15 protein-coding genes are annotated in these 23,338 nt (G+C 61.3%); 4 read left to right on the plus strand and 11 right to left on the minus strand.

Annotated features, from left to right (window positions below; all coding sequences use genetic code 11):
- Window positions 1-131 precede the first annotated feature (131 nt).
- From ATO7_RS09640 to ATO7_RS09660, 5 genes are all read right to left on the minus strand, one after another.
- Entirely contained in the window at window positions 132-299 is a 168-nt protein-coding gene (locus tag ATO7_RS09640) for a twin-arginine translocase TatA/TatE family subunit (RefSeq protein ID WP_206044867.1), read from the minus strand.
- A gap of 69 nt (window positions 300-368) precedes the next feature.
- Window positions 369-1,484: a saccharopine dehydrogenase family protein gene (locus ATO7_RS09645; protein ID WP_083561516.1), complete on the minus strand. Its 1,116-nt coding sequence runs from the start codon at window positions 1,482-1,484 to the stop codon at window positions 369-371.
- Window positions 1,485-1,514: 30 nt separating this feature from the next.
- Window positions 1,515-3,116, minus strand: a complete 1,602-nt coding sequence (locus ATO7_RS09650; RefSeq protein ID WP_083561517.1) for an AMP-binding protein — start codon at window positions 3,114-3,116, stop codon at window positions 1,515-1,517.
- A 3-nt stretch (window positions 3,117-3,119) separates the two neighbouring features.
- Window positions 3,120-4,352 (minus strand): thiolase family protein, encoded by a 1,233-nt coding sequence (locus ATO7_RS09655; protein WP_083561518.1) that lies wholly within the window; start codon window positions 4,350-4,352, stop codon window positions 3,120-3,122.
- 59 nt (window positions 4,353-4,411) lie between these two features.
- Entirely contained in the window at window positions 4,412-5,713 is a 1,302-nt protein-coding gene (locus ATO7_RS09660; protein ID WP_206044868.1) for an acyl-CoA dehydrogenase family protein, read from the minus strand.
- A 212-nt stretch (window positions 5,714-5,925) separates the two neighbouring features.
- Between ATO7_RS09660 and ATO7_RS09665 the strand changes: the two genes are divergently transcribed.
- Window positions 5,926-8,640, plus strand: a complete 2,715-nt coding sequence (locus ATO7_RS09665; RefSeq protein ID WP_083561520.1) for a LuxR C-terminal-related transcriptional regulator — start codon at window positions 5,926-5,928, stop codon at window positions 8,638-8,640.
- A 3-nt stretch (window positions 8,641-8,643) separates the two neighbouring features.
- Here the strand turns inward: ATO7_RS09665 and ATO7_RS09670 are convergent, their stop codons facing one another.
- From ATO7_RS09670 to ATO7_RS09695, 6 genes are all read right to left on the minus strand, one after another.
- Window positions 8,644-9,408, minus strand: a complete 765-nt coding sequence (locus ATO7_RS09670) for a glucose 1-dehydrogenase (protein WP_083561522.1) — start codon at window positions 9,406-9,408, stop codon at window positions 8,644-8,646.
- A 51-nt stretch (window positions 9,409-9,459) separates the two neighbouring features.
- A complete protein-coding gene (locus ATO7_RS09675) occupies window positions 9,460-11,454 on the minus strand; it encodes a hypothetical protein (protein WP_083561524.1) in 1,995 nt (664 codons plus the stop codon).
- A 70-nt stretch (window positions 11,455-11,524) separates the two neighbouring features.
- Window positions 11,525-13,642 (minus strand): DUF1302 family protein, encoded by a 2,118-nt coding sequence (locus ATO7_RS09680; RefSeq protein ID WP_206044869.1) that lies wholly within the window; start codon window positions 13,640-13,642, stop codon window positions 11,525-11,527.
- Window positions 13,643-13,715: 73 nt separating this feature from the next.
- Window positions 13,716-14,711 (minus strand): WD40/YVTN/BNR-like repeat-containing protein, encoded by a 996-nt coding sequence (locus tag ATO7_RS09685; RefSeq protein ID WP_083561528.1) that lies wholly within the window; start codon window positions 14,709-14,711, stop codon window positions 13,716-13,718.
- A gap of 51 nt (window positions 14,712-14,762) precedes the next feature.
- Window positions 14,763-16,148 (minus strand): DUF1329 domain-containing protein, encoded by a 1,386-nt coding sequence (locus ATO7_RS09690; RefSeq protein ID WP_083561530.1) that lies wholly within the window; start codon window positions 16,146-16,148, stop codon window positions 14,763-14,765.
- 45 nt (window positions 16,149-16,193) lie between these two features.
- Window positions 16,194-18,701 (minus strand): efflux RND transporter permease subunit, encoded by a 2,508-nt coding sequence (locus ATO7_RS09695; protein ID WP_206044870.1) that lies wholly within the window; start codon window positions 18,699-18,701, stop codon window positions 16,194-16,196.
- 205 nt (window positions 18,702-18,906) lie between these two features.
- On the opposite strand from ATO7_RS09695, the gene ATO7_RS09700 reads away from it, so the two are divergent.
- The 3 genes from ATO7_RS09700 to ATO7_RS09710 all read left to right on the plus strand — a co-directional run bounded on the left by ATO7_RS09700 (window position 18,907) and on the right by ATO7_RS09710 (window position 23,337).
- A complete protein-coding gene (locus ATO7_RS09700; RefSeq protein ID WP_083561532.1) occupies window positions 18,907-20,286 on the plus strand; it encodes a DUF1329 domain-containing protein in 1,380 nt (459 codons plus the stop codon).
- Entirely contained in the window at window positions 20,283-22,628 is a 2,346-nt protein-coding gene (locus ATO7_RS09705) for an efflux RND transporter permease subunit (protein ID WP_206044871.1), read from the plus strand. The genes ATO7_RS09700 and ATO7_RS09705 overlap by 4 nt, the downstream gene beginning before the upstream one ends.
- Window positions 22,629-22,752: 124 nt before the next feature.
- Complete coding sequence (locus tag ATO7_RS09710) at window positions 22,753-23,337, plus strand: hypothetical protein (protein WP_083561533.1); 585 nt, start codon at window positions 22,753-22,755, stop codon at window positions 23,335-23,337.
- Window position 23,338: the final 1 nt, after the last annotated feature.

Consider the following 23,338-nt stretch of genomic DNA (forward strand, 5'->3'; position numbering starts at 1 on the left):
GGTGCGATCGGACAAGAATCTGCCGTAAGGGGGGAGAAAACGGACAGACCTGTGCGCTTGCCCGGCGGAGCGTCTGGAGACCTTGAGGAGACAGCCTGACTGTCGCTCCGCACCCGGCACGAAACCATGAATCAACCCTCGTTGTGCTCGTGCGCCCGAGCACTCAGGGCTTGTTTGATGCTGCGCACCCCGGCGCCCAGATCAGCCCCCGCCCCACGCAGCTTGCGTGAGCCGAAAATCAACCCGACGATGAGTGCGATGAGCAGCAACTGCGGCACACCGATAGCGCCGATTCCCATATCTGAACTCCGAACCTGATGGTGTGATGGCGCGAGCCGGCCCGCGCCGGCTCGCGCCTCTGGGCAGGATCAGGAGGTGACCACACGCCAGGACAGGTAGCCCTGCTCGGCCAGGGTGGAGAGCAGGTTGCGTCCGCCGAAGGCTTCAGCCGGCGAAACAAAACCGGTCTTGTGAATCTTGCCAAGCAGGACGCGGTTGGCGGCATCAGCCTGCAGCGCACCGGTCTGGATGTACGGGCAGTTGCCACGAATGATCACGGTGACCGACTCGGTGTCGCCGCGGCCGTGGCAGGCAATCGTGCAACGGTTCAGGCTGGGGTCTTCGCGGCCCGGCTCGGCCGTGGTCAGATCCAGCGCCCAGCTGTTGGTGGTCGGCTCGTGCTGATCTTCCGGCAGATCACGCACCTCGGCTTCGAATTTCTCAAGCAGGCCGAGCACCGCACCAAACATCTCTTGGTTGCGGAACGACACCAGCACTGAGCAATTGCGCACGCGCTCGTCGGTTTCGTACCAGATCGGCTCGCCACCACCACTCCACGGCAGCGCCATCAAGCTTTGCACTTCGCCGGGCACATTCACGCTGTAGCCCTTGGCATACGGCCACATCACCAGTTCGTTGTGGACCAGCTTGTACTGCGGCTTGGTGCACATGCGCAGGAACGAGGCGGTGGAGGCTTCGGAGACGGCCGAATCGGCGCAGTAGACGATGTCCAGGGTGTCGATTCCGGGTGCTTCCAGCGCCACTTCGGCGGCGATGTTGCCCTCCGCCCACATGTAGGAGAACGCCGGCGAGAGGATCAGATCCTTGGCCTTGAACTTGGCCCCGTACTCCTCACGCAGCATCTTGACCCAGTCCATCTCGCCGGTGGTGTCGAAGTAGTGACAACCGGCTTCGAGGGCGGCTTCAACCACCGGGCGACCCAGCTGCATGAACGGCCCGACGATGTTCAGCACCACCTTCTTGCCACTGAACAGCTTGCTCAGTTCTTCCTTGGTGTTCTGAACTTCAACGATTTGATAATCATGCCCCTTGAGCTCGGGGACCAGGGCCATTTCCTTTTCCAGATTGGCCTGGCTGCGACCCGCCGCGATGAACGGAATGCCCGCTTCGGCCAGCTTCCAGGCGGTCAGTTTGCCGGTGTATCCGCTGGCGCCATACAGCACGACTTCGTAATTTGTACTCATGGGTTATCTCCTCCTAGGGGATTGTCAGAATCAGTGGCGCGCTTCGGTAACAACCTGCGCCTTGTCGTTTTCGAAAGCCTCGACACAGAAACGCTCTTGTGGCTTCTCCGAGGCGGTCTTGGGAATGGCATCCATGATCTGGATGTAACGCGGCACGAAATTGGATTCGAGCTTCTCGCGGCAGGCCCGGAACAGCGCCTGTGGGTCGAGCGAACCGTTGCTGGGCACCACCGCGGCGACCACATCTTTTTCTCCCGGCGCGCCGGACGCCGCGGTGACGCCATAGACGAACACGTCGTCCACCGCATCCTGCTCGGCGATCACTTTCTCGACGAAAGCCGGGTTAACGAAGTCACCGTTACAGCGGATGCCGCCGCCCTTGCGGTATTCGAAATACAGCCAGCCGTTCTCGTCTTCATGCAGCACATCACCCATGCGCAGCCAGCCACCGGCGCACTTGGCCGCCGAGGCTTCCGGCTTGCCGTAGTACTCGACCACAAAGGGCGAACCATCGGCATGCCGCATGAGCAGTTCGCCGGATTCACCCGGGGCCACTTCGTTGTCGTTTTCGTCAACGATCTTGTACTGCAGAATCGGGGCGACCTTGCCCACGCTGCCAACCGGACCAACACCCACCGGATTGACCACCAGACCGCCTTCGGCAGCGCCATAAAACTCCAGGATGCGCACCCCGAAACGTTGCTCGAAGTCCTCCCAGATGGCCTTGGGCATTCCGGCGGAGACGATGAAGCGCACCGGGTTGTCGGCATCATTCGGCCTGCGTGGCTCGGCATAGACCGCGGTGGTCATGCCACCCAGCAAGGTGAAGGTGGTGCAACCGTACTGGCGGGTGATGTCCCACAGGCGGCTCTTGGTGAAACGCCGCGACAGCACGCAGTGCATGTCGAGGATCAGTGTGGCCGCCAATGTCACCAGCTGGGCATTGGCATGGGTCAGTGACAGACCGGAATAAGGACGGTCGTCAGTGGTGTACTTGAACAGCTGACCGGCGGCTGCGGCCGTGCCGCAGAAGCGCGCATGGGTCATGATGATGCCCTTGGGATCACCGGTGGTGCCCGAGGTGTAGATCAGCTGCATGGCGCCCTGCGGATCTTCGATTGCGATGGGCAGCTCGGCGCCATCGAAATCCATCACCTCGGCCAGCGGCGTGATGGCGGGCTCATCCGCCAACGACTTGTCGCTTTCGTCGGTGGGCATCGCTACCACCCAGCGCAAATCCTCAAGCTCGCCACGCACGCCGTTGAGGTTGTCCAGCGCATAGTCAGCCGCGATCACACCAACGCTGCCGGCGGCTTTGAGCATGTAGGCCAGCTTGTCGCCCTTGGTGCGTGGATCGATCGGCACGAACAGGGCATCGAGAATGCCGGCCGCCACCATGGCGTCAACAAACTCCACGTGATTGGCCATCAGCAGGGCGAATTTTTCGCCACGCCCAAGGCCCAGAGATTTGAGGCCTCGCGCCAGCGCCTGGCCGTTGCGCCAGAGCTGGGCAAAGCTGCGGGTTTCGTCGTCCCGCTTGCCACCACCTTCGATGGTGAGCACCGGTTCCGGGTCGTGCCGATCGGCTTTGGCCCGGACCACACCGGCGAGTGTCAGTTCGTCAATGCTCATGACTTAAACCTTCTGCAACATGGAAATCACAATGGCGGCAACGTCATTGCCGATAAATCCGCCGCCGTTCTCGGCCAGCGCCAGCCGTGCGCCATCAACCTGGCGGGCACCGGCTTCGCCGCGCAGCTGGGTCACCAGCTCCACAATCTGTCCCGCACCGGATGCGCCGATGGGGTGCCCCTTGCGCAACAGACCACCCGACGGGTTGACCGGCAGGCGGCCACCCAGGCGAGTCTCGCCATCCTCGATCAGACGCACGGATTCACCCTTGGCGCACAGGCCCAACAATTCGTAATAGATCACCTCGGCCGGCGCCGAAGCATCGTGCAGCTCAACCACGCTGAGCTCATCCGGCCCCAGGCCTGCTTCGGCATAGACCTGATTGACGGTCATCTCCGGCGCATCCGGCTTGCCCGGATCATCGTGTCCGGAAGCCAGCACCGAAGACAGCACCCGAACCATGCGCCCCAGCCCCAGCTGGCGTGCCTTGCGCTCGGACACCAGCACCACTGCCGCGGCCCCATCACCAATCGGCGAGCACATCGGCAAAGTCAGCGGATCAACCACCGGGCGCGCCGCCAGCACGTCCTCGACGCTCAGCTCGTCCTGATACTGGGCCTTGGGATTGAGGCTGCCGTGGAAAGAATTCTTGGCCGAGACCATCGCGAAATGGCGCTGGGTCGAGCCATAGGTTTGCATGTGGGTGCGCGCCATCGAGGCGTAGATGTCCATGAACATGGACCGGGTGCTGCCGGCACCTTCGATATCCGCGGTGGAACCTGTGGCCCTGGCATTTTCCGCCAGGCGCCGCTTGACCCCTTCCATGTCTTCGGTGTCGACCGCACCCTGAAACACCGAGAAGGTGGCCAGCTTGTCTTCGCTGTAGAGTTTTTCGGTCCCGCACACCAGCACCACGTCATAGGCACCGGCACTGACCATGGCCGCCGCCTGCTGGAAAGCGGTGGCGGAGGTGGCGCAGGCGTTCTCTACATTGACCACCGGAATTTCGCCGATGCCCATGCCACGCAGCACGCACTGTCCCGGCACCAGCACCTGGCCGGTGACCACGGCCGCGCCGCCATTGCCCATGTAGGCGGCCTGAATATCGGACTTGTCCAGCCCGGCATCGGTCAGCGCCGCGCTGATGGCTTCCTGGCCGAGCGATTTGAGCCCGCGGTCCAGATATTTGCCAAAGCGCGTCATGCCCACGCCCGCCACGTAAGCGTTCATTTTCATGATGAATCCTTGAAGGTGAGGGGCGCACGCCGGGTGCGCCCCAGGTATCGATCTGAGTCTTAGAGCAGATCCGGATCCATCAGGTAGTAGCCACCCTTGATCGCCAGCACGTCATTGGTGCCGTCTTCGATCAGCGAGGCACGCGAATCACGCATGATCTTTTCCATCGGGTACTCGTGGGTCAGACCGTTGCCGCCGAAGATCCCCAGAGCCTCACTGGACACCTCAAAGGCGGTTTGCGTGCCCAGTGTTTTGGCGCACATGGCGGCCTGCAGGGCCGGCACATCACTGGTCATGTTGTAGTGCACGACACGCCGGGTCAGGCTTGAGGCTGCCTCGACACTGCGGAACATGTGGAACAGCTTGTAGGCCACCAGCTGGTGGTTGAAGATCGGCACCCCGCCTTGCTTGCGCTCGTGGGCGTAAGCATGGGCCAGGTGATAGGCCGAGCGCGCAGCGCCGGTCCAGATTGCGCCCATCAAGGCATTGGCTTCGGAGTGAATGCAGTAAACCGCACGCAGATAGTCCTCGGGGCCGGCGAGCACGTAGTCAAGCGACACTTCCACGTCATTGAAGAAGATTTCGCCTTGAGGGTCGCCACGCTGGCCCAGTTTTTCCAGCGGTTTGCCACGGCTGATGCCCGGCAGATCCAGCGGAATGACCAGCACGCAGCCACCTTCCACGCTCGGGCCATCACCGAAATCAGCCGCGCAGTAGAGAATGCAGTGCTTGGCGCAGGTGCCGTTGGAGACCCAGGCTGACTTCTGCCCGTTGAGGATGATCTTGTCCTTGTAGAAGCGCGCCACGGTGTTGGGCCTGCCGTACTTGGCCCCGGGATGGCGCACCATGCCCTGCGGGTCGATCGAGTCCGACCCGTGATCCGGCTCGGTGATGCCCCAGCAACCCAGTTCGGTTTCCGGAAAGCGCTCCATCAGGAACTGATTGCCGAACAGCATCGACACATAGGTCGGCAGCATGCCCGCGGCGACCGAAATGGCCAGACCGCCGTCGCCATAACCCAATTCTTCAAGCAGCACACAGAACAGATTGGCGCGCGCTTCCGGCTCCATCTGGGCGAGCATGCTCAGCTCCACGCCCAGCTCCTGATAGCGTTTGTGGAAGGTCCAGAACTCCGATCCTTCGGCGATGATCTGGTCGGCCGGCAAGCGGTCCAGGCGTTGACCGATCGGGCGCATGACCTCGACGGCGAACTTGCGCAGCTGCGGCTGGAACTCGCGGGTGATGTCGTCCAGCGGCGGCTGAATGCCAAAGCCATCGATCTTCGACTTGGGATTCTGCGGCCAGCCATGAGCCGGCGACTGACGCGACATCTGCGGGAATTCAGGGGGATTGCTGGTCATGCTGCTTGTCTCCTTCAAATCGGCCTTGGCGACGCGGTGCTCCGCGTTCGTGTGGTAGCTACTATCGCGACCAACCCCCCAGCCTTGGCCCTAACGATCGAAGGGTTTTGCCCCCCCTACCCCACCTCAGCCCCCCATGGCCTCGGCAAACAGTGCAGAATGCCAATCTCACGACAGTCCTTATTTACCGATTGAATCGTTGATCGCAGCCCATGTCGCCCAGCCAGCCCCAAACCCCACTCCTGGAGTCGAAATTCAACCCCGCCATCAGTGCGGCACAGCTGATTGAGCGTTCGCGGCTGGATGTACCGGACACCTTTCTGGACGCCAAAGCCACGGTTGCCGGAATCAGCGCGCCCGCGGGCTATGGAAAATCGACCATCCTGGCGACCTGGCAGCAAACGCTGAGCGAGCACGGCATTCGCGCGGCGTGGCTCAGCCTGGACGAGAACGACAACGATCCGGCACGCTTCATGCGCTATTTGGGCGGCGCCCTGAGTCGCGCGCTGGATACAGAGTCGCGACACTGGTCGGCGGATTTGAACAGCGACGATCAGCGGCTGATTACGCTGGAGCGCCTGGCCGCCCAGCTGGCCACACTGGATGTGCGTGTGTGCCTGTTTCTGGATGACCTGCATGTGCTTGAAAACAAAAGTGTGCTGGACACCGTGCACTGGTTGGCCCACTACGCGCCTGAGCAACTTCAACTGGTCCTGGCAGGCCGATCGCTGGCGGCCCTGCCACTGAGCCGTTTGCGCGTGCGCCGCAAGTTGGTGGAACTGGGCGAAAGCGATCTGAAATTCACCACAGAAGAAGCGCGCAGTTTCTTCTCCAGCCGCGGCATCAGTGCGCTCAGCGATGCCAATCTGCATATGCTGATGGCGCGTACCGAAGGCTGGCCAGCTGGACTTGAACTGGCCGGCATCCTGCTGGAAAGCGCCAGCGACCCGCGCTCGTTGATTGAGGACTTCACCGGCAACGAGCAAAACGTGATGGAGTACCTTGGCGAGGTGCTGCTTGAACAGCTCGACCAGGACACCCGCGAATTTCTGTTTGCTACGGCTCAGTTCCGCCGCGTCAATGCCGAACTGGCACAGCAGGTCACCGGCCTGACCAATGCCCAACAGCGCCTCGACGAACTGCATCGTGGCAATTTCTTTCTCAGTCGCATGGATGGCGACGGGCGATGGTTTCGCTACCACCAGCTGATCCGTGATTTCCTATGCGAGCGGGGTCAGCAGGAAAACCCTGAGCAATCACGAGAAACCTTGATTCGCGGCGCCAATCATTATTACGCGCAGGATCTGCACTACGAAGCCATCCAATGCGCAATGCGTGCCCAAGCCTGGGACGTGGCGGGCGCTTGGCTTGCCCAACATGTGGAAGATCTGGTGTTACGCCAGGGCTACCTGCAATCCATCATGGACTGGATGCAACGGCTGCCGCAGGAGTGGGCTGACCGCTACCCCAAAATCCGCATCAACTATGCGTTCGCGCTGACTTTTTTCGGTCGCCATCAGGAGACCGAAGCCCAAATCCAGCAGTTGGAGGCGCTACGCGATCGATTGGCTCAAGCCGACCAGCCCAACCATAAAGTCATCGACGAGTTGGAATGCGCCATCGGCGGCCAGCGCAGCTATCTGTATGCCTTGATGGATAATCGCGAAGGCGCCTTGAGCGAGTCGAAAGCCTGGCTGGAACGGTGGCCGGACGCGCCGGCTGATCAGCGTGGCGGCATTTCCAATGTGCTGACCTTTGCCTACAAGTGCTTTGGCGAGCTCGATACCGCGATGGCGGTGTCCAACGACGTGATGCGCTGGGTGCCCAGCAAAACGGAAGGCTATTACGTCTTTTCCTGGTTTTACTGCGTACGTTGTTATCTGCTGCTCAAGCGCGGTGAATTCCATGCCGCACGGCAGACGGCCATCGAAGCCCTGGAAACGCTGGAGCGCCGCGCCGGACGAGCCGACTGGCTCAACAGCAGCTATCTGCATGGCGTGCTTGCCATGGTCTATTACGAATTCGGCGAGATGCCCAAAGCCGAAGCGCATCTGGAAATGGGTCTGTCCGAAGACGACAACTACATCCAGGCCGATCATCACATCGTGCGCTATCTCACCCAGGCACGCTTCCAGCGCTGGCGTGGCGACACAAGACAGGGCCTGGCCATCATGCAACAGGGCCGCGCCATCAGCGAGCGGCTCAATCTGCCGCGCCCGGCCATGAGCCTGGTCGCCGAGGAAATCACCTGGTACGCCCGAGATGGTCAGCTGGACAAAGCCCGTGAACTGGCCGCGCGCTATCACCTCGACGTCATGCCGGAAGGTGCCAATCTCGATTTACGCGAGGAAAAGAGTTACCGCACAGTGGCGCGTTGCCAGTTACAGGAATGTCCGGAGCAAGTCGCCAACATGCTCAACTCTGGCATCCAGCACTGTGTTGCCAAAGGTCTGCCGCATCGCCAGCTTGAGTTGATGATGCTACAGGCCATGGCCCTGCAACAGGCCGGCGATGTTGATCAAGCGGTTGAGGTGGTCACACAAGCGCTGATGGTGGCAGCACCACGTGGCTACTACCGGGTTTTTCGTGATGAAGGTGAGCCCATCGCCAAGCTGCTGGCGCGGGTCAAACTGAGCGATCAGCAGCAGGCAGCAGCGGCGCTGCTCAAGCGTTTGCTGGACGAATCTTCACAGAGCAGCCGCCCGCGGGGCCAAGATGGCAACACGGGCCTGGTCGAGCCTTTGACCCAGCGCGAACTACAGATTCTAGGGCGCCTGCAATCAGACCTGAGCAATCGCGAGATCGCCGAGGCCATCTTTGTCTCCGAAGGCACCCTCAAATGGCATCTGCACAACATCTACGGCAAGCTCGGCGTGCGCACCCGCTCGGGTGCGCTGGCCACCGCCAAGGATCTGGGCCTGGTCTAGGCCTCAGGCCGTATGGCCGCCATCGATAATGAGATCGGCACCGGTCATGAAACTGGATTCGTCCGAGGCCAGGAACAGAATCCCGTTAGCAATTTCTTCCGGCTGCGCCATCCGCCCCATCGGGATTGAGGCCAGCACCTTGGCGGTGAAGGCCTCGGCCATGGCCGGCTCCATGCTGGCCACCGCATCGCGCACCATCGCGGTCTCGACAAAGCCCGGGCACATGCAATTGACGCGGATGTTATAGCCCTCAAGCGCACACAACTTGGCCGCCGATTTGGAAAAGATGCGCACCCCGCCCTTGGAGGCGTTGTAGGCCATCACCAGCGGTTCGCCGAGGATGCCTTCAATGCTCGCCACGTTGATGATCGAACCACCACCGGACGCCTTCATCGCCGCAATACCTTTGCGTGTGCCTTTCATGACCGCGGTGAGATTGATCGCGATAGTCTGGTCCCATTCCTCGTCGGTCTGGGTTTCAATCGTGCCGGGCAAGCCGATACCGGCGCTGTTGACCAACACATCGAGACGCCCCCAACGGCTGTTGACCTGATCCAGCACCGCGCTCCACTGCGCATCATCGACCACATCGTGCCGCGCGGTGGCCACGTCACCGTTTAATGTCTGGGCCGCGTCAGCCAGGGCTTGTTCATGAATGTCGCTCAGCATCACCTTGGCGCCTTCCTCGACGAAGCGGCGCGCTGTCGCCAAGCCAATGCCGGATGCTGCGCCGGTAATCAAACACACTTTGCCTTGTAATCGGCCCATTTTTGTCTCCTGCTGATGTTTTGGAATTAGAAGATCCGAGTGCCAGCGTGCTCAACCGCCCAGCGCACCCTGGTGATACAGCTTGGCCAGGTGCAGCCGAATTTCGCTCTCCATACGCGCCTGTTCCTGATTGATCTGCTGACCGAGCTGCGCCAGGGACTGCAGCAACAAGTGCTGAACCTGCGCCTGCTGTTCCGGCCACGCCGATGCACGCACCTGCATATCGAGCAACGCACGAATCTGTTCCTGAGCCAGCCAGCGAGCCAGCGCATGCGTAGCCAGCGGCGGCAATTCAGCGCTGTCACGCAGCTGTGAAAACGCCTCGTCCGCTCCGGCCAGCGAGGCAAGCACGTATTCGCGCAACCATTGTTGCTCCTGCGCCGCCTCTTGCTGGCGTTGCTCGAGTATGTCGATGGCCCGCTCCAGCATGTCCTGGGCCGGCGCGCGCCGACCCGCTTCAATCAGCGCCACGGCAGCTTGCAAGCGCGCCTCTTGCGTCGCCAAATCGGCGCCGCCACGTTCGGCGACCAGCAACCAGCTACGCATCGCCCGTTGCTCACGCTCCTGCGGGCTGTAGTGCTCACCAGCCTGATCAAAGGCGCGCGTGCGCGTGCACACCGCGTCATCACCCATGGCCTGCTGATACTGCTCGCAGGAAATAAACCCACCGCGGTATTTGGCTGCCAGGGTGGATGCGGTTTCGGCCTGCAGAAGATTGGTCGCATCCGCTGTCTGATTGCGCAGCTGGCGCTCCCCAGGGGGCGCCACCAAGGCATAGCCTCGCCCCAGCAATGCAGTTGCCGCCGCATCGCCGTGCAAATCCACGCGATTGAACACCGCCTGTGCGGTCAGCCCCTGCTGGCGGCGCAGAAACTGCCAGCCGAGCATGACATTGGCTCGATCACGCAGCGCAGCCACGGCTTGTGAGCTGGGCGTAACCTGACCGATTTGATCCAGCAGATTGAGTGCGTCTTCGCCTCGCTGAGCGTGCAGCAAGGCGACCGCGAGATTCAAACGCATGGTCTGGAACAGCAACTGCAAATCGGCATCGCCCACCAGTGTCTGATCGGCCTGCATATGCGGACCTTCGCGCAGATAGGTGAGCGCAGCTGCAATGTCGCCGCGCGCCAGCATCACGCGTGAGACCAGATCGCGCCAGCGCGCTTCCTGGCTGGCGGTTTGCTGCAGCGGGGCACGCCGGGTTAGGGCCTGCAACGCACGCGCACTATGACCATGCGCGATATCACGCCGCAACACCCTGAGCATTACATCCCACCCGCGCGATGAAAGCACGCCATCCGGCCAGGCGTTCAGCACTTCATAGACCACCGCGCGCAGATCTAGCGTCGCCGCACAATCCAGCAAGTCGTCGACCAGATCAGTGTCCAGCAAGCGGGTTCGGTGGGTGTGCAACATGCCGGCCAACCCTTGAATACGGCCCGCGGCACATTGCGCCTGAGCAGCCCGATAATCGGGCCGCTGGCGCGGCTGCTCGGCCAGCAATCGCTGACGCGCGCCATCGGGTACAACCCAATCCAGCGCGGTCGACCACCAGCCCGGTGACTCATGCAACCAATGGGTGCTGTCCAGGCCAGGCGCTCTGACCAGGCGCTCCTCAAGGCGCCATTCAACCAGCGCCGTGGCCGTGGTCCAGGGCAACTTCTGATCCAGTGTGATGGTGCTGCCTTGCACCTTCACCTGCAGCTGCGCCATGTAAGCACCGGCATCCAATCGGGGCAGCTGTGCTTTCCATAAACGGGTCGATGGCACCGGGCTGAAGTCGAATGTGGCGACAACGCCTGCGTCGTGCTCAGACCTAATCGCCACCCGGAGGCCTGAAAGCGGCACCCCGAGCTCGCTTTGAAAATAGATCGCAGGATGATCCGTGACCTGATCGAGCTGCGTGAGCGCTGTGCTCAGTCGATTGCGCTGGCGCTCGGCCAGCGCACTGTCGAGCGCACTCAAAGCTTCACTGGAGACGGCAGATGCGGCGCTGCTTGCGAGCAACAACGCCGCCGCCAGTGTGGGCCGATGATCACTCATCATGCGACCTCATGTTGGAAAAGAAGCCCGCCCAAAATGGCATTCGCGAAGGATGGCGGGCTTAAAGGGACACCTAGAACTGATACGACACACGCAAAGTGAATTCCTCAGCAAAATCAATCGTCGACATCAGATTGTCATAACGGTTGCCCCACAGATCATCCGATATGTGGTTGTAAAACCCTTCGACGGTCACCCCATGGCCGGGATTCCAGCGCAAGCCCGTCTGCACGAAGGCACCGCCTTCGGTGTCGATCAATGAGGCAAATTCAAGCTCATACAACTTGTTCGGCCATGGCTGCAGGAAGCCCAGCACGACATAGGTTGAACCATGGGTGATCGGTCGCGTGGTGCGCGTGTCGCCCGGCTCCAGCTCATCAAAGGTCTTGCTGCCCATGCCCGACAAATGACGCCCGACCAGATCCGCCCGATTGCGATGCAAGGCCTGCATCACGATATAGGTCCCCGGGAAGCTGTCGAAGAAGCGGTGCCACTTGTCCGCCACCAGGGAAACCATGATTTCGTCCTGGCGAATGTAGTTACTCGACAGCGACGGATTGGTGTAAGTGCGTTCCGGGGTGTACTGGGCTTCCAGATTCAGGATCAACTGATTGAAGAAATCGATATCCGACTCGATCACATAGCTGACCCCGGCCATGAAGTTGTCTTCACGGAAGTACTCACGCGCAATGTGCCCACGCAAACTGCCACCGGAGGCAACAAAGAATGTGCTCAACTGCGCCACGGACTCTTCAAAAGTCTCTGAGGGCGATGCATAAACATCTTGTGCACCGGGGAACTCATTGACCGCCGCGTTCAGCCCCAAAATGCCGTCAAGACGCGCTTCCGCCGCATAGCGAAACCACTCTTCGGCACTGTAAACGCCACCGGTGCCGGGATGAAAAGGTGCATGTGCCAAGGCTTCCGCTGTGCTTTCGTACATACGACAGCGCGAAGCATCGTAGGTCTCGGGATCGTACTCATCGACCGGGCACAGCCCCGTGCCGACCGGCGACTTGATGTTGTAGCTCAACATCGTCGCAGCACCGAGTGACAGATTGTTTTCCAGCAGGTCACCCAGTATGGGCAGTTGATTAACCAGATCCGCCGAGCCCAGCACATTGGGCCCAATACCGTTGTACAGCGGTTGCTCCACCCCGGTTTCGGTCCAGCGGAAAACCCCTTCGGTACCGTAGCGGTTGGCGTAGCCAAGCTGGAAACCCCACTGGCCGTAGTCGCCCTTTATCCGGAAACCACCGACGATTTCATCATCATAACCACCAGCCTTGTAGCGATCCTGCACGGTGAACTGGGTTGGGATGATGTTGTACGGCGTATTGGGATTGCCGAATACCGTGGGCTGGAATTTGCCGACATAGCTGTCGAGCAAAATGTTGTTGGTCAGCTGATAGGTCACGCGCGCCGACAACATGGGCACACGCTTGTCGGAGAACTCCTCCATGGCCCGGTCGAGGATCGAGTGACGGCGCAGGTCGAGACCATTCGGCACGTCGAACACCCGGAAGAAAATCGACTGTCCCCAAGCAATCTGCTGATTGCCGATGCGGAAATTGAAGTCGCGATTGTTGTATTCGAGAATCGCCGCCGGCAGATCAATCATGTAATCGCGACCAGCGATTTCCAGCGGATTGCCATTCTCAAAGCCACCCTTGCCATCGGTGACCGAATACTCGAAATAATTGGGTTCGGTCTGATACAGCGCGGGGTCGGCCCACGGCCCAGACTGGATGCCTTCCTGATCGTAGTTGTTAAGCACTTCGACCGAAGCGGCATCAAACTCATCGTAGATGGTCGGGTCGTAGATACCACGCAGACGCGTCACGATGCGCCACTTGCGATTGAAGCGCAGCTGGCCTTCGACTTCACCACGCAAAATGGTGTAGCTGAAGTCGTTCTCGGTGCTGGGAATCATGTCACCGCGACGCAAGTCGTCGCCGTAGACCGGCCCCAGAGACAATGATGTCCAACTCGGCGTGACCACACCGGACACCAGCGGTGTGTAGGTTGGCGGCAAGTAAGGTGTACGCCGCACCGTGACGTCGTTGAAGTAGTTCCCGCCCTGGTTGTACGGGTTCTCATCACCGATGTGATAGGCCCCTTCCAGACGCAGGAAACCACCGTAACTGAAGCGAATCTTGGCATCCACCGCCGTGCTGTACGTTACCGCCAACAGACTTGTGGCCAAGCCGGCTGACAACATTGCTCCGAAAGTCGTTCTCATCCGTGATGTCCCCTGCTAATGATTAGTTGATGATTTGCAGTACCTTGCCGCCGACACCGACGGTGACTGCATGAGCGCCGTTGCCCCCCGGCGTTACCCCGTGAAACCAGCCGGTGGAAATACCGTTGCCGTACACCGGATAGAAGTTGCGTCCGTCATCACGGCTGATCTGCATGTCGCGCATCCCGGTGATCACCACCACCCCGTCATGCGAGCTTGTAACCCCGAGCAGATTCACCGCTGTCGGTCGTTTTAGTGCCTGCCAGGTCTGTCCACTGGTGCGGGTTTTGAGCACATAGCCTTCCTGGCCCACGGCGAATCCTGTGCCGTCACTGCGCACGTGCACGGCTGACAGCGTCGGCTCAACGCCCTCACTGTCGTTGCCACCGGCATGAGTGATCTGCCAGGTCTCTCCACCATCGGGTGAACGCATGGCCAAAGCCAGCTCGCCAACGACCCAGACCCGATTGTCCTCATTGACCTGAACGCCGTAGAGGCTGGGCATGAAAAAATCGCCCAGGCGCATATCGCCGTCACGGAACACGCCTTTCCAGTCACGCTCAATGGGCTGCCAGCTCACGCCACCGTCGGCGGTGCGCAACAAGGCACCAAATGCACCCACCGCAACGCCGACCCCGCGGCTGTTCACCGACACATTGAACAGCCGTTCCTTGGTGCCACTTTCAACCGGTGTCCAGCTTGCGTCGCTTTGACGCCGCAGGATGATGCCCATCTGCCCAACGGCAACAATGTGCTCGCCCGCCGCAGAAACGCCGAGCAATGCAGCCGGCCCTGGGGTAGGCTCGCGCACCCAGGTCTTGCCGCCATCCTGACTGTGCAGGACACGACCGGCCGCACCCACCGCGAACAGGCTCTTGCCACTCCCGGTAACCCCAAACAGGGCCTCGTGCGCCGTGCCTTCAAGCAGCAATTCGCTGTCGGCCGAATAGGCCGCCGCCCCTTCGGGCTTGGCCTGCAGCGGCGCCTGCATGAGCAGCCCCGCGGCGAAGACTGCCAAAGGCAGCCTCCGCCACGCGCGCCCTGCCGGTTTGAGCATGGGCACCATGGATTACACCTGACCCAGACGCTGCAGCGCCTGCTGGGTGAAGAACTGGCTGTAGACGTCGTCCGGATCGGCCTGGAACAGGCTCTGATAGCCGCCCGCACATTCCTTCTGGTGGCTGATGCGGCTCATGCGCTTGTTCTGGATGTCGTAGGAGTGCACGAACACCCATGACCAGGCCGGGTTCTTGCCATCCGGGCCCAGCACCACGGTGTCGCCATCGACATACTGACCATAGCCGCCTTCGAAGTTGACCCAGGGCTTGTCCTGGCGGTCGTAACGCAGGCAGCTGCCAGCCAGATTGATCCGCGTATCGACATAGGCCACACGCCGGCCCACCGGTGAGCGCGGATACTGCGTCGGCTTGGATTCGACCAGGGCCACTTCCGGCACCAGTTCGTACTCGTAATCCCAGAACATGTCACCGTTGGGGCCACCATTGGTGGTGTTGACCCAGTTGTTCTTGGAGTAGAAGTTGGTGTTGTTGGCGGTCAGCATGGGCTTGCGCTCCAGCACCTTGAAGTCACCCCAGGTCCGCATCGGGTCACCCGCAGCCCAGGCATCCGACAGGAACCAGGTCACCCCCGGAATCAGCGGCTCGAAACGCTGGTTGGTCGGGAACTGGCGCACCCGGCGGAACTGCGGCAGATAGCCATACAGATCGGGGAACTTGTTCTGGTCGTAGTACCAGGTCGACAGGAACGAGCTGCCCGCCACATCCTGGGTGGCGGTGAACAGCACGGTTTGCAGACGCAACAGATCGTCGCGATCATCAAACACCTTGCCGTCGCTACGGCCCTGCACCTGGAGTTCGGCCCACACCAGATCATAGCTGTAGGCCTGCGAACCATCCGGATTGAACACCGTGTCGTTGACCGCGTACTGGTTGTAATCGTTGCGCCCCCAGGCCATGGCCAGATTGGCTTGGAATTCTTCGCCGGTCTTGGCGTTGGGGAACGGCAGACCACCGCGCCAGTTCTCACCCTTGTTGTTGATCACGTTGCCGTTGGCGTCCCACTGCGCGGTCACGCCATCGGCCATGTTGCGCAGGGTCTGCTCGTAGTACTCGTGCGGGAAGAACTTGCGGAAATCGGTTTCGGTGGCCTTGATCTTGATCTTGCGACCAACATTCTTGATCTGGTCGTACACGATCGGGTCGAACAGTTCCTTGACCAGATCGACATTACCGGCATCGATGATGTCACCGGTGCTGATCTTGCCCTTGGTGTAGTTCTCGATCGACAGCAGCTCTTCCGGGTAGGCCCTTTCCAGGGTCTGCTCGGCGGCAAAAACCTTGTCCAGCGGTGCCAGCACGCCTGCGCCCAACCCCAGCGCCGCGTTCTGCATCAGTTTGCGGCGACCGTAGTCGAAATCGTATTTGCGAACTCTCATAGTGTGTCTCCTTTCCTGGAAATTAAGCGCTAGGCTGGCGTGGGTTTACGCCGGAGCCCCGGCGGGGCTCATCGCAGCCTGGCCACGCGTGAAGCCGGGATCTTTTTCAACGTCCTTGAACTGCGACAGGTCGATGCTTTCGCCCACCATCAGATCGTCACGCGCGGCAAAACGGGGCTTCATCAACCAGATCAGCAGCGGCAGAACAACCAGCGCCAGCACCATGTTGATCAGCATGATTGCCACCAGCAGCAGCCCCATGTCAGCCATGAACTTGAGATCAGAGAGCACGTACCACGGGAGAATGCCGATCAGCATGATCGTGGCCGTGAACAAGATGGCCTTCCCGGTTGTGGTCAGTGACTCGGTGATCGCTTTACCCCAGTCATGGCCCTGAGCGGTGTACTCCTCGCAGATGCGAGAGAGCAGATAAATGCCGTAGTCGATACCCACACCAACCCCGAGCACGGCCACCATGACCGAGTTGATGTCCAGCCCGATGCCCATCACGTGCATGGTCGCGGTGAGCAGGAAGTTGGACAGGTTGACCGGGATGAGCACGATGATCGCTGCGGCGATCGAGCGGTAGGCGTACCAGCAAATGAAGAAGATGGCGCAGTTGAGCAGCCCAAGAATCAGCCAGTGGTAGCGATTTACCACCAGGTTCATGGCCTGCTGCAGGGCGATGTTGCCGCTGGCCAGGCGCACGCGGAAATTCTCGTGTTCGGCGCCGACAATATCGACCGCACGCTGCGCGCTGGCCAGTGCCGCATCCACGGTTTCCTGCTTGTTGTCCTTGTACCACAGCGACACGGTCGAGTTCTGGAACTCGAAATCGGTGATGTGCGAGAAATTGACCGGGTTGGTGCCGAAGGTGATGGCGTTGGATGCTGCCGCCACGGCGCGTGCGGACATGTCCAGCGGGTACCACTTGGGATCGCCGCCGGAGAACAGGCGGTTGCCCTCCATCATGTAGTCGGCGAACGACAACGTGGCGCGCGGCGGCATGGTTTCATCCGCTTCGACCAGGGCCTGCAGCTGCAGCGAGGCCTGCACCACTTCGGGCGTGCGGGCGATGCGGTTGTTGATGTCGCGGGTCTTGGCTTCGAGGATCAGCTCCAGGGTGTTGACCCCGGGAAAGTGGGCGTTGATGGCGCGAATCCCGGTGTTGAATTCGGAGTCCTCCCACAGCAGATTGCTGCCTTCCACCGGATTGCCGATCTTGATCTGCGAGGCCAGATACACCGCCCCTGCCCCCACCACCACCACGACCACGGTGGTGATGCGTGCGGTGGGTCCGAAGCACAGCTTGGCAATGCGTCCCAGCACGCGCTTTTGCACCGCATGAAAGCCGGTGTTGTCCTCGGCCACGATGCGCTCGATGTTGCGCGGTGACGGCAGGTAAGACAGCACGATGGCGATCAAAAAGACCCCGGTCGGGACGATGCACAGGGCCCAGAAGCCGCAGAACAGGGCGAAGCGTTCCATTGCTGGAATCGGTGCGATGGCGATGAAGAAAATGCCCAGCGCATCGGTAATCACGCCCAGAATCGACGGCGCCATCATGGCCGCCATGGTGACCTCGGCAGCCTTTTGCTTGTTGCCGATCTCGGCGTAGATCTCGTAGAAACGCTCAGAGAACTGCACACAATGCGAGAACGATCGCGCGATCAGCAGCAACGGCACGATCATCAGCAGCGGTTCAATCGGTGACTTGAGCCAGCCGACCAGCCCGAACCCCCAGATCGCCGCCACCGAAGAGCAGATGATCGGCGTCAGGGTGCCAGCCACATTGCGCATGTACAGCGCCAGCGCCAGCGCCAATGCGCCCAGGGTGATGGCGAAAATGGTGTAGGTCTGCTGCTGCAGCTTGTACACCCAGCCGGTCAGGATCGGCTGGCCCACCACATGAATTTCGTGGTGCTCGTCGCGGTACTGGTCAGCCAGCGCCTGCACCTCACGGAACACCACACCGTAGTCGAGCAGATTCTCCAGAAAGGCCGCGGTGATCAGCGTGGCGCTTTCATCACCGGACACATAGAAGGTGCGCACATTGGGACTTTGCTCAACCCGGCGCCGGAAGTCCTTGATCTCGGCCGGATCGGTCGGTACCGAATCTTCCATGATCGGGCGCATGTCCACGCCGTAGGGTGTGGCTTCGGCGTAGCGGGCCTTTTCCGTGGCGATCGAGATCAGGCTGTCATGGTTGATACCTTCAACCAGGTCGATATCGCGGGTGAACTGCCACACCTTGGACAAGGTATCGTGATTGTAGATATCACCCTGGGTGTTCTTGATCATCACCGTCACGGTGAGCGGATTGCCGAAGTTGTTGTGATCCTTGTAGACCTGAACGAACGGATCATCGGCAGGCAGCAGATCGGAGAACACCGTTTTGATGGTCAGCCCAGGCAAACCCACGGCGAACCCAACCGTCACAAGCAGGAATATCAGGGCCATCGCTGCGCGGTGGCGCATGACCCATGCCGCCACCCGGAATCGCATAGATTCCAGCCCGGGTCCGAGGTTCTTACCCTGATCTGCCGCTGCCATATTGTGGTCTCCTCGTAACGACCCGAAGGCCGCCCGACGTTGCATTGTTTTATTCGATTGTTTGCGGGCGCCGGATAAAACGCCCCGAACTTGCGTCGATAAGCTACTGGCCGGGGGATAGGGGCGTGACCTAACCATCGTTAGGTCTTTTACCCAACCCGGCGGGGCAGCATGGTGGGGTTGCTCACACCGGGACTCCCTCGTCATGCATATCCGGCGCTTTGACCGCGGCTACAGCCGGCGCAAATTCCTTCGCGATGCCGCTCTGGGCACGCTGGCCACCGGCGTGCTCAAACCGCTTTGGGCGGCGATGGCCGAGGACGGCGACATCCGCGGCGCCTATCCTGAGGAGTTGCTGTCCATCGACAACTACAGCGGCGGCAAGATCAGCACTGGCGATGTGATCGACGCGAGTAACGTGGAACAGGTTAAGGACCTGCTTGAGCCCATTCGCTACCAGCAGATTCGCGACCACGGTCGCACCCTGACGGTGGTCCCGACCACCACCGACCCCTACCGTCTGTCACCCTGGGAATATGTCGAGGCGACCCTGCGCAATGCCGGCAAGGCGCGCTTTGACGCCAACGGCAATGTGGTCACTGCCGACGGCCAGCCGTGGATCGGTGGCACGCCCTTCCCCGATCCCACCGAAGCCCGCCACCTGTACGCCTCACAGGTGCTCAGCTGGGGCCGGCATGACGCCAGCTTCTACGCCATCAAGATCTACAACGTGGATCTCGACGGGCGCATCAGCTTCGAATACAACGGCGGCTGGGCCGAGCTCAACACCGTGGCGCGGGTCTCCATGGAGCCCAAACCCTACTGGCCGGAGCACCAGGACAAGCTGCGCTTTCAATCGGTGTTCTTTCTCGAACCGTTCAATTTTCGCGGCACCAGCTTCCTTAACATCTGGGACTACGATCAGAACAAGTTCCCCCTGCTCTATGGCTACGTGCCCGAGTTCCGGCGCATTCGCCAGTTTCCAACCAGCCAGCGCTTCGAACCGCTGCTGCCCAAAACCACGCTGTATCTGTCTGATGCCTGGGGCGCCGGCGACCCCATGGGCACCTGGGGCAACTTCCGCATCGTCGGGCGCGGGCCGTTTCTGGCCGGCCTGTCCGGCAACTTCAATGCGGCACACGACAACTGGGAACATGGCAGCCACGGTGGCGCTCTAGACCAGAGCTTCTGGGACACCAAGGTCGAACTGGTGCCGGAAGCCATCGTCATCGAATGTGAACCGACCGGCTTCGCCCGCGCCCCGATCTCGAAAAAACGCCTGTGGTTCGATGCCCGCAATCAGGCCCTGATCGGCATGGTCACCTACGACCGTCGCGGCGAACCCTACCGTTCCTTTGACGGGGCCTACTCGCTGTACGAGGCCGGCGACAAAACCGTGATGGACGGCCAGCATCCCTACTGGAGCTGGACCCAGGTGATTGCCTCCGACATTCAGACCGGCAAGGTCACCCGCATGGAGCAGGTGCGCCAGCTGGAAGACTTTCATTTCAGCGGGGCCAACAACCCCGATATCTATGATGCCTATCTGACCCAGCAAGCCTTGCAACGCCTGGGGCGTGTGTGAGCAGAGCGCGTCTGCTGGCGGCCCTGGCGCGCGCCCTTTTGCAGCGCCCCCGCGCCAGCCTGGCCGTGTTCGCCGTGATCACCGCCGGCTTTGCTGCCGGCCTGCCTGGCGTCGAGCTGCGCACCATATTCAATGACCTGTTGCCGACCGATGACCCGCTGATTCAGGTCTATCGCGATCACCCCAGTTTCGGCAGCCCGTTGACCATGACCGTGGTGGTCAAACGCCGCGACGGCGACATCTACAACCCGCAGACCCTGGGCAAGGTCTGGCAACTGACCCGCGACATCGACCTCGCGCCCGGGGTGGATCACGCTCAGGTCGTGTCCATCGCCACCGAAAAAGCACGCTACTCGCAAGCCACCGCCTACGGCGTCGACATGCGCCCGCTGATGGACGACGCCAGACCGGCCAGCGCCGCAGAGATCGCGCAGATCCGCCAACGCGTGGAGCAATCACCCAACGTGCGTCAATTCCTGATTTCGGCAGATCACAGCGCCACCCTGATCCGGGCCACCTTCATCGAACATCAGGTCGACTGGGGCGAGGCCTTTGAGTACGTCCAGGGACTGGTGGACGCCGCTCGCGACGAACAGCACGCGGTGCATCTGGCCGGTCGCCCGGCCTTGATCGGCTGGGTCTACCGCTACGAATGGGAGATGGCCGGTATTGCGGCGATCACCATCGGCATACTGATCGTGGCGCTGTGGCTGGCCACGCGGAGCCTGATCGGCGTGCTCGCGCCGGTGATCAGCTCGGCAACCGCCGCGATCTGGGCCTTTGGCTTCGTCGGCCATCTGGGCATCGCAATCGAACCCCTGCTGCTGATCGTGCCGCTGTTGCTGATCGCGCGTTCGTTCTCGCACGGCGTGCAATACAGCGCCCGCTATCTGGAATGTCTGGATGACGGCTTGGGCCGGCGCGCCGCGGCCCAGCGCACCTTCGAGCTGATGGCCCAACCGTCTTTGCTGTCGATCATCACCGACGTGCTGGGTATCGCCGTGGTCATTGCCGCCCCCATACCGGCAATGGTCAGCCATGCCATTTTCTGTGGCTTCTGGGCATTGTGGCTGATCCCCACCGGCGTGCTGATGATGGCCCCGCTGCTGGCCGTGCTGCCTGCCCCCGGACGCAGACATCAGACACATCAGTCGCCCCCCCGCATGCTCGGCGTGCTGGGCCGGGTACTGACCGGTCGCGGGCGCCACGCCTTGCTGCTGGGGCTGATCGTGCTCAGCCTGAGTGCGTGGTGGACCGCCGCGCAGATTCGCATCGGCAATCCGGTGCCGGGCAGCAACCTGCTGCACCAGAGTTCCGAATACAACACCGCAATCCGCGCCATCAATGCCGACTTTCCCGGCGCCAACACGCTGGAGATCGTGCTGGAGGCACGTGAACCGGACAAACCGGCCTGGACCTCGACCAGCGTGGATGCAGTGCATGTCATGCAGGCCTTGCAGCAGCACATGGAGAACAGCGCCGCGGCGCCACGCGCCAGCCTGTCGTTCGCCGACTACCTGTCCGAGGTCAATCGTCTGTTCAATGGCGGCGACCCGCGCTGGCTGCCACTGGATCCGCGCGAGCGCGCCCTCAACGCCGCCGCCGTGGGCGCGATGATGGGGGCCAGCTCCACCGCCTACAGCCATGTGGTCTCGGATGATCTGCAGCACGCCACGGTTTCGCTGTGGTACGCCGACAACACCCAGGCCACCGTGGATGCCGCGCTGGCGGCGGCTCATGCGGCGGTTTCGGCCGTGGGCATCGAACACCCCGACTTCCGGGTTCGCCTGGGCACCGGCACCATCGCCATTCAGGAAGCCATCAACCGCATCATCGAGCGCTATCACCATGTGGTCGTGGGTCTGCTCAACCTGGCCATCGTGGTACTGGCCAGCCTGGCCTTCCGCTCCCTGATGGCCGGCTTGCTGTTGCTGGCACCGGTCAATCTCGCCCACCTGTGCATGATCGCCTGCATGCATGTGCTCGGCGTCGGGCTCGACGTGAACTCCATGATCGTCGCCGCAATCGGCCTGGGTGTGGGCATTGACTACGGCATCTACCTGATCTCGCGGATCGGTAACGAGGTCGCCGCCGGGCACAGCCTGGACGGCGCCCTGATCCGCGCCCTCAACACCAGCGGCCGCGCCATCGCCTTCACCGCCAGCATCGTGGCGCTGTCGCTGCTACCGCTGTGCCTGCTGTCGGGGCTCAAGTTCGTCGCCGACATGGGTGTCCTGATCATCGCCATCATGGCCATCAACATGGTCTGCGCGCTGATCGTGCTGCCACTGCTGGTGCGTCTCGTCAGGCCTGCTTTCCTGCTGCGCCAGGTCGGCCATTGAACCGCGCCCTGTGACAACTATCGTTTTCGATAGTATCGTTTTACAAGCTTAGCGCTTTCGGCACAGCAGCAATCTATTGCAGTGCCAAGCGCACTCCATTCATTCGCACTGTGCACGTCAACACATGGGAATCGCCCAACACCCCAACTGGGGCAAGCTTGTCCGCGCCAGCAAGTACATTGATGGCAAGCTGGTTCAGCGTTACGCCGCCTCGCTCGACGAAGCGCGTCAGATTCAGAGCGAGTTGGATCAGCAAAAAGATGCCGCCGACCAACAGGCGCAAGTCCAGCGCAAGCCAACCAAACGCGGCGGCAGCACCCCGCTGCGCGGAATTTATCTGATACCGCGCAGCAAGAAAGGGCGCGAAGCCTTTGGCGTGCGCCATCCGGCCACCACCACCTCAATCATCAAGTTCGGTGCGGCCTGTGCCTGGTGGCAAAGCTGTGGCGTCATGGCTCAGGCACTGGGATTTGACGAAACCCCAAGCGCTTGGCTGATGCACCTGCCATTGATGATCGAAGGCCGTATCCGCTTCATCGAAGTACCAGAAGACGAAATCCATGTTTATGCGCCCTACTGGGCCCATGAAGGACGCATCCGCGCAGCCCATTTGCTTGATCAGGAACCGCCTGCGCCCATGGCCCCGGGTGAGGGGCACCGACTGCGCAGCAGCTCATCAGCCGAAGCCTTTCTGTTCGCCGGCGCGTAAA

It is taken from the genome of Oceanococcus atlanticus (assembly GCF_002088235.1).
GTDB lineage: Bacteria > Pseudomonadota > Gammaproteobacteria > Nevskiales > Oceanococcaceae > Oceanococcus > Oceanococcus atlanticus.

Coding starts and splice junctions, on each gene's coding strand:
- ATO7_RS09640 (WP_206044867.1), bottom strand. CDS start 299: ATGGGAATCGGCGCTATCGGTGTGCCGCAGTTGCTGCTCATCGCACTC.
- ATO7_RS09645 (WP_083561516.1), bottom strand. CDS start 1,484: ATGAGTACAAATTACGAAGTCGTGCTGTATGGCGCCAGCGGATACACC.
- ATO7_RS09650 (WP_083561517.1), bottom strand. CDS start 3,116: ATGAGCATTGACGAACTGACACTCGCCGGTGTGGTCCGGGCCAAAGCC.
- ATO7_RS09655 (WP_083561518.1), bottom strand. CDS start 4,352: ATGAAAATGAACGCTTACGTGGCGGGCGTGGGCATGACGCGCTTTGGC.
- ATO7_RS09660 (WP_206044868.1), bottom strand. CDS start 5,713: ATGACCAGCAATCCCCCTGAATTCCCGCAGATGTCGCGTCAGTCGCCG.
- ATO7_RS09665 (WP_083561520.1), top strand. CDS start 5,926: ATGTCGCCCAGCCAGCCCCAAACCCCACTCCTGGAGTCGAAATTCAAC.
- ATO7_RS09670 (WP_083561522.1), bottom strand. CDS start 9,408: ATGGGCCGATTACAAGGCAAAGTGTGTTTGATTACCGGCGCAGCATCC.
- ATO7_RS09675 (WP_083561524.1), bottom strand. CDS start 11,454: ATGATGAGTGATCATCGGCCCACACTGGCGGCGGCGTTGTTGCTCGCA.
- ATO7_RS09690 (WP_083561530.1), bottom strand. CDS start 16,148: ATGAGAGTTCGCAAATACGATTTCGACTACGGTCGCCGCAAACTGATG.
- ATO7_RS09695 (WP_206044870.1), bottom strand. CDS start 18,701: ATGGCAGCGGCAGATCAGGGTAAGAACCTCGGACCCGGGCTGGAATCT.
- ATO7_RS09700 (WP_083561532.1), top strand. CDS start 18,907: ATGCATATCCGGCGCTTTGACCGCGGCTACAGCCGGCGCAAATTCCTT.
- ATO7_RS09710 (WP_083561533.1), top strand. CDS start 22,753: ATGGGAATCGCCCAACACCCCAACTGGGGCAAGCTTGTCCGCGCCAGC.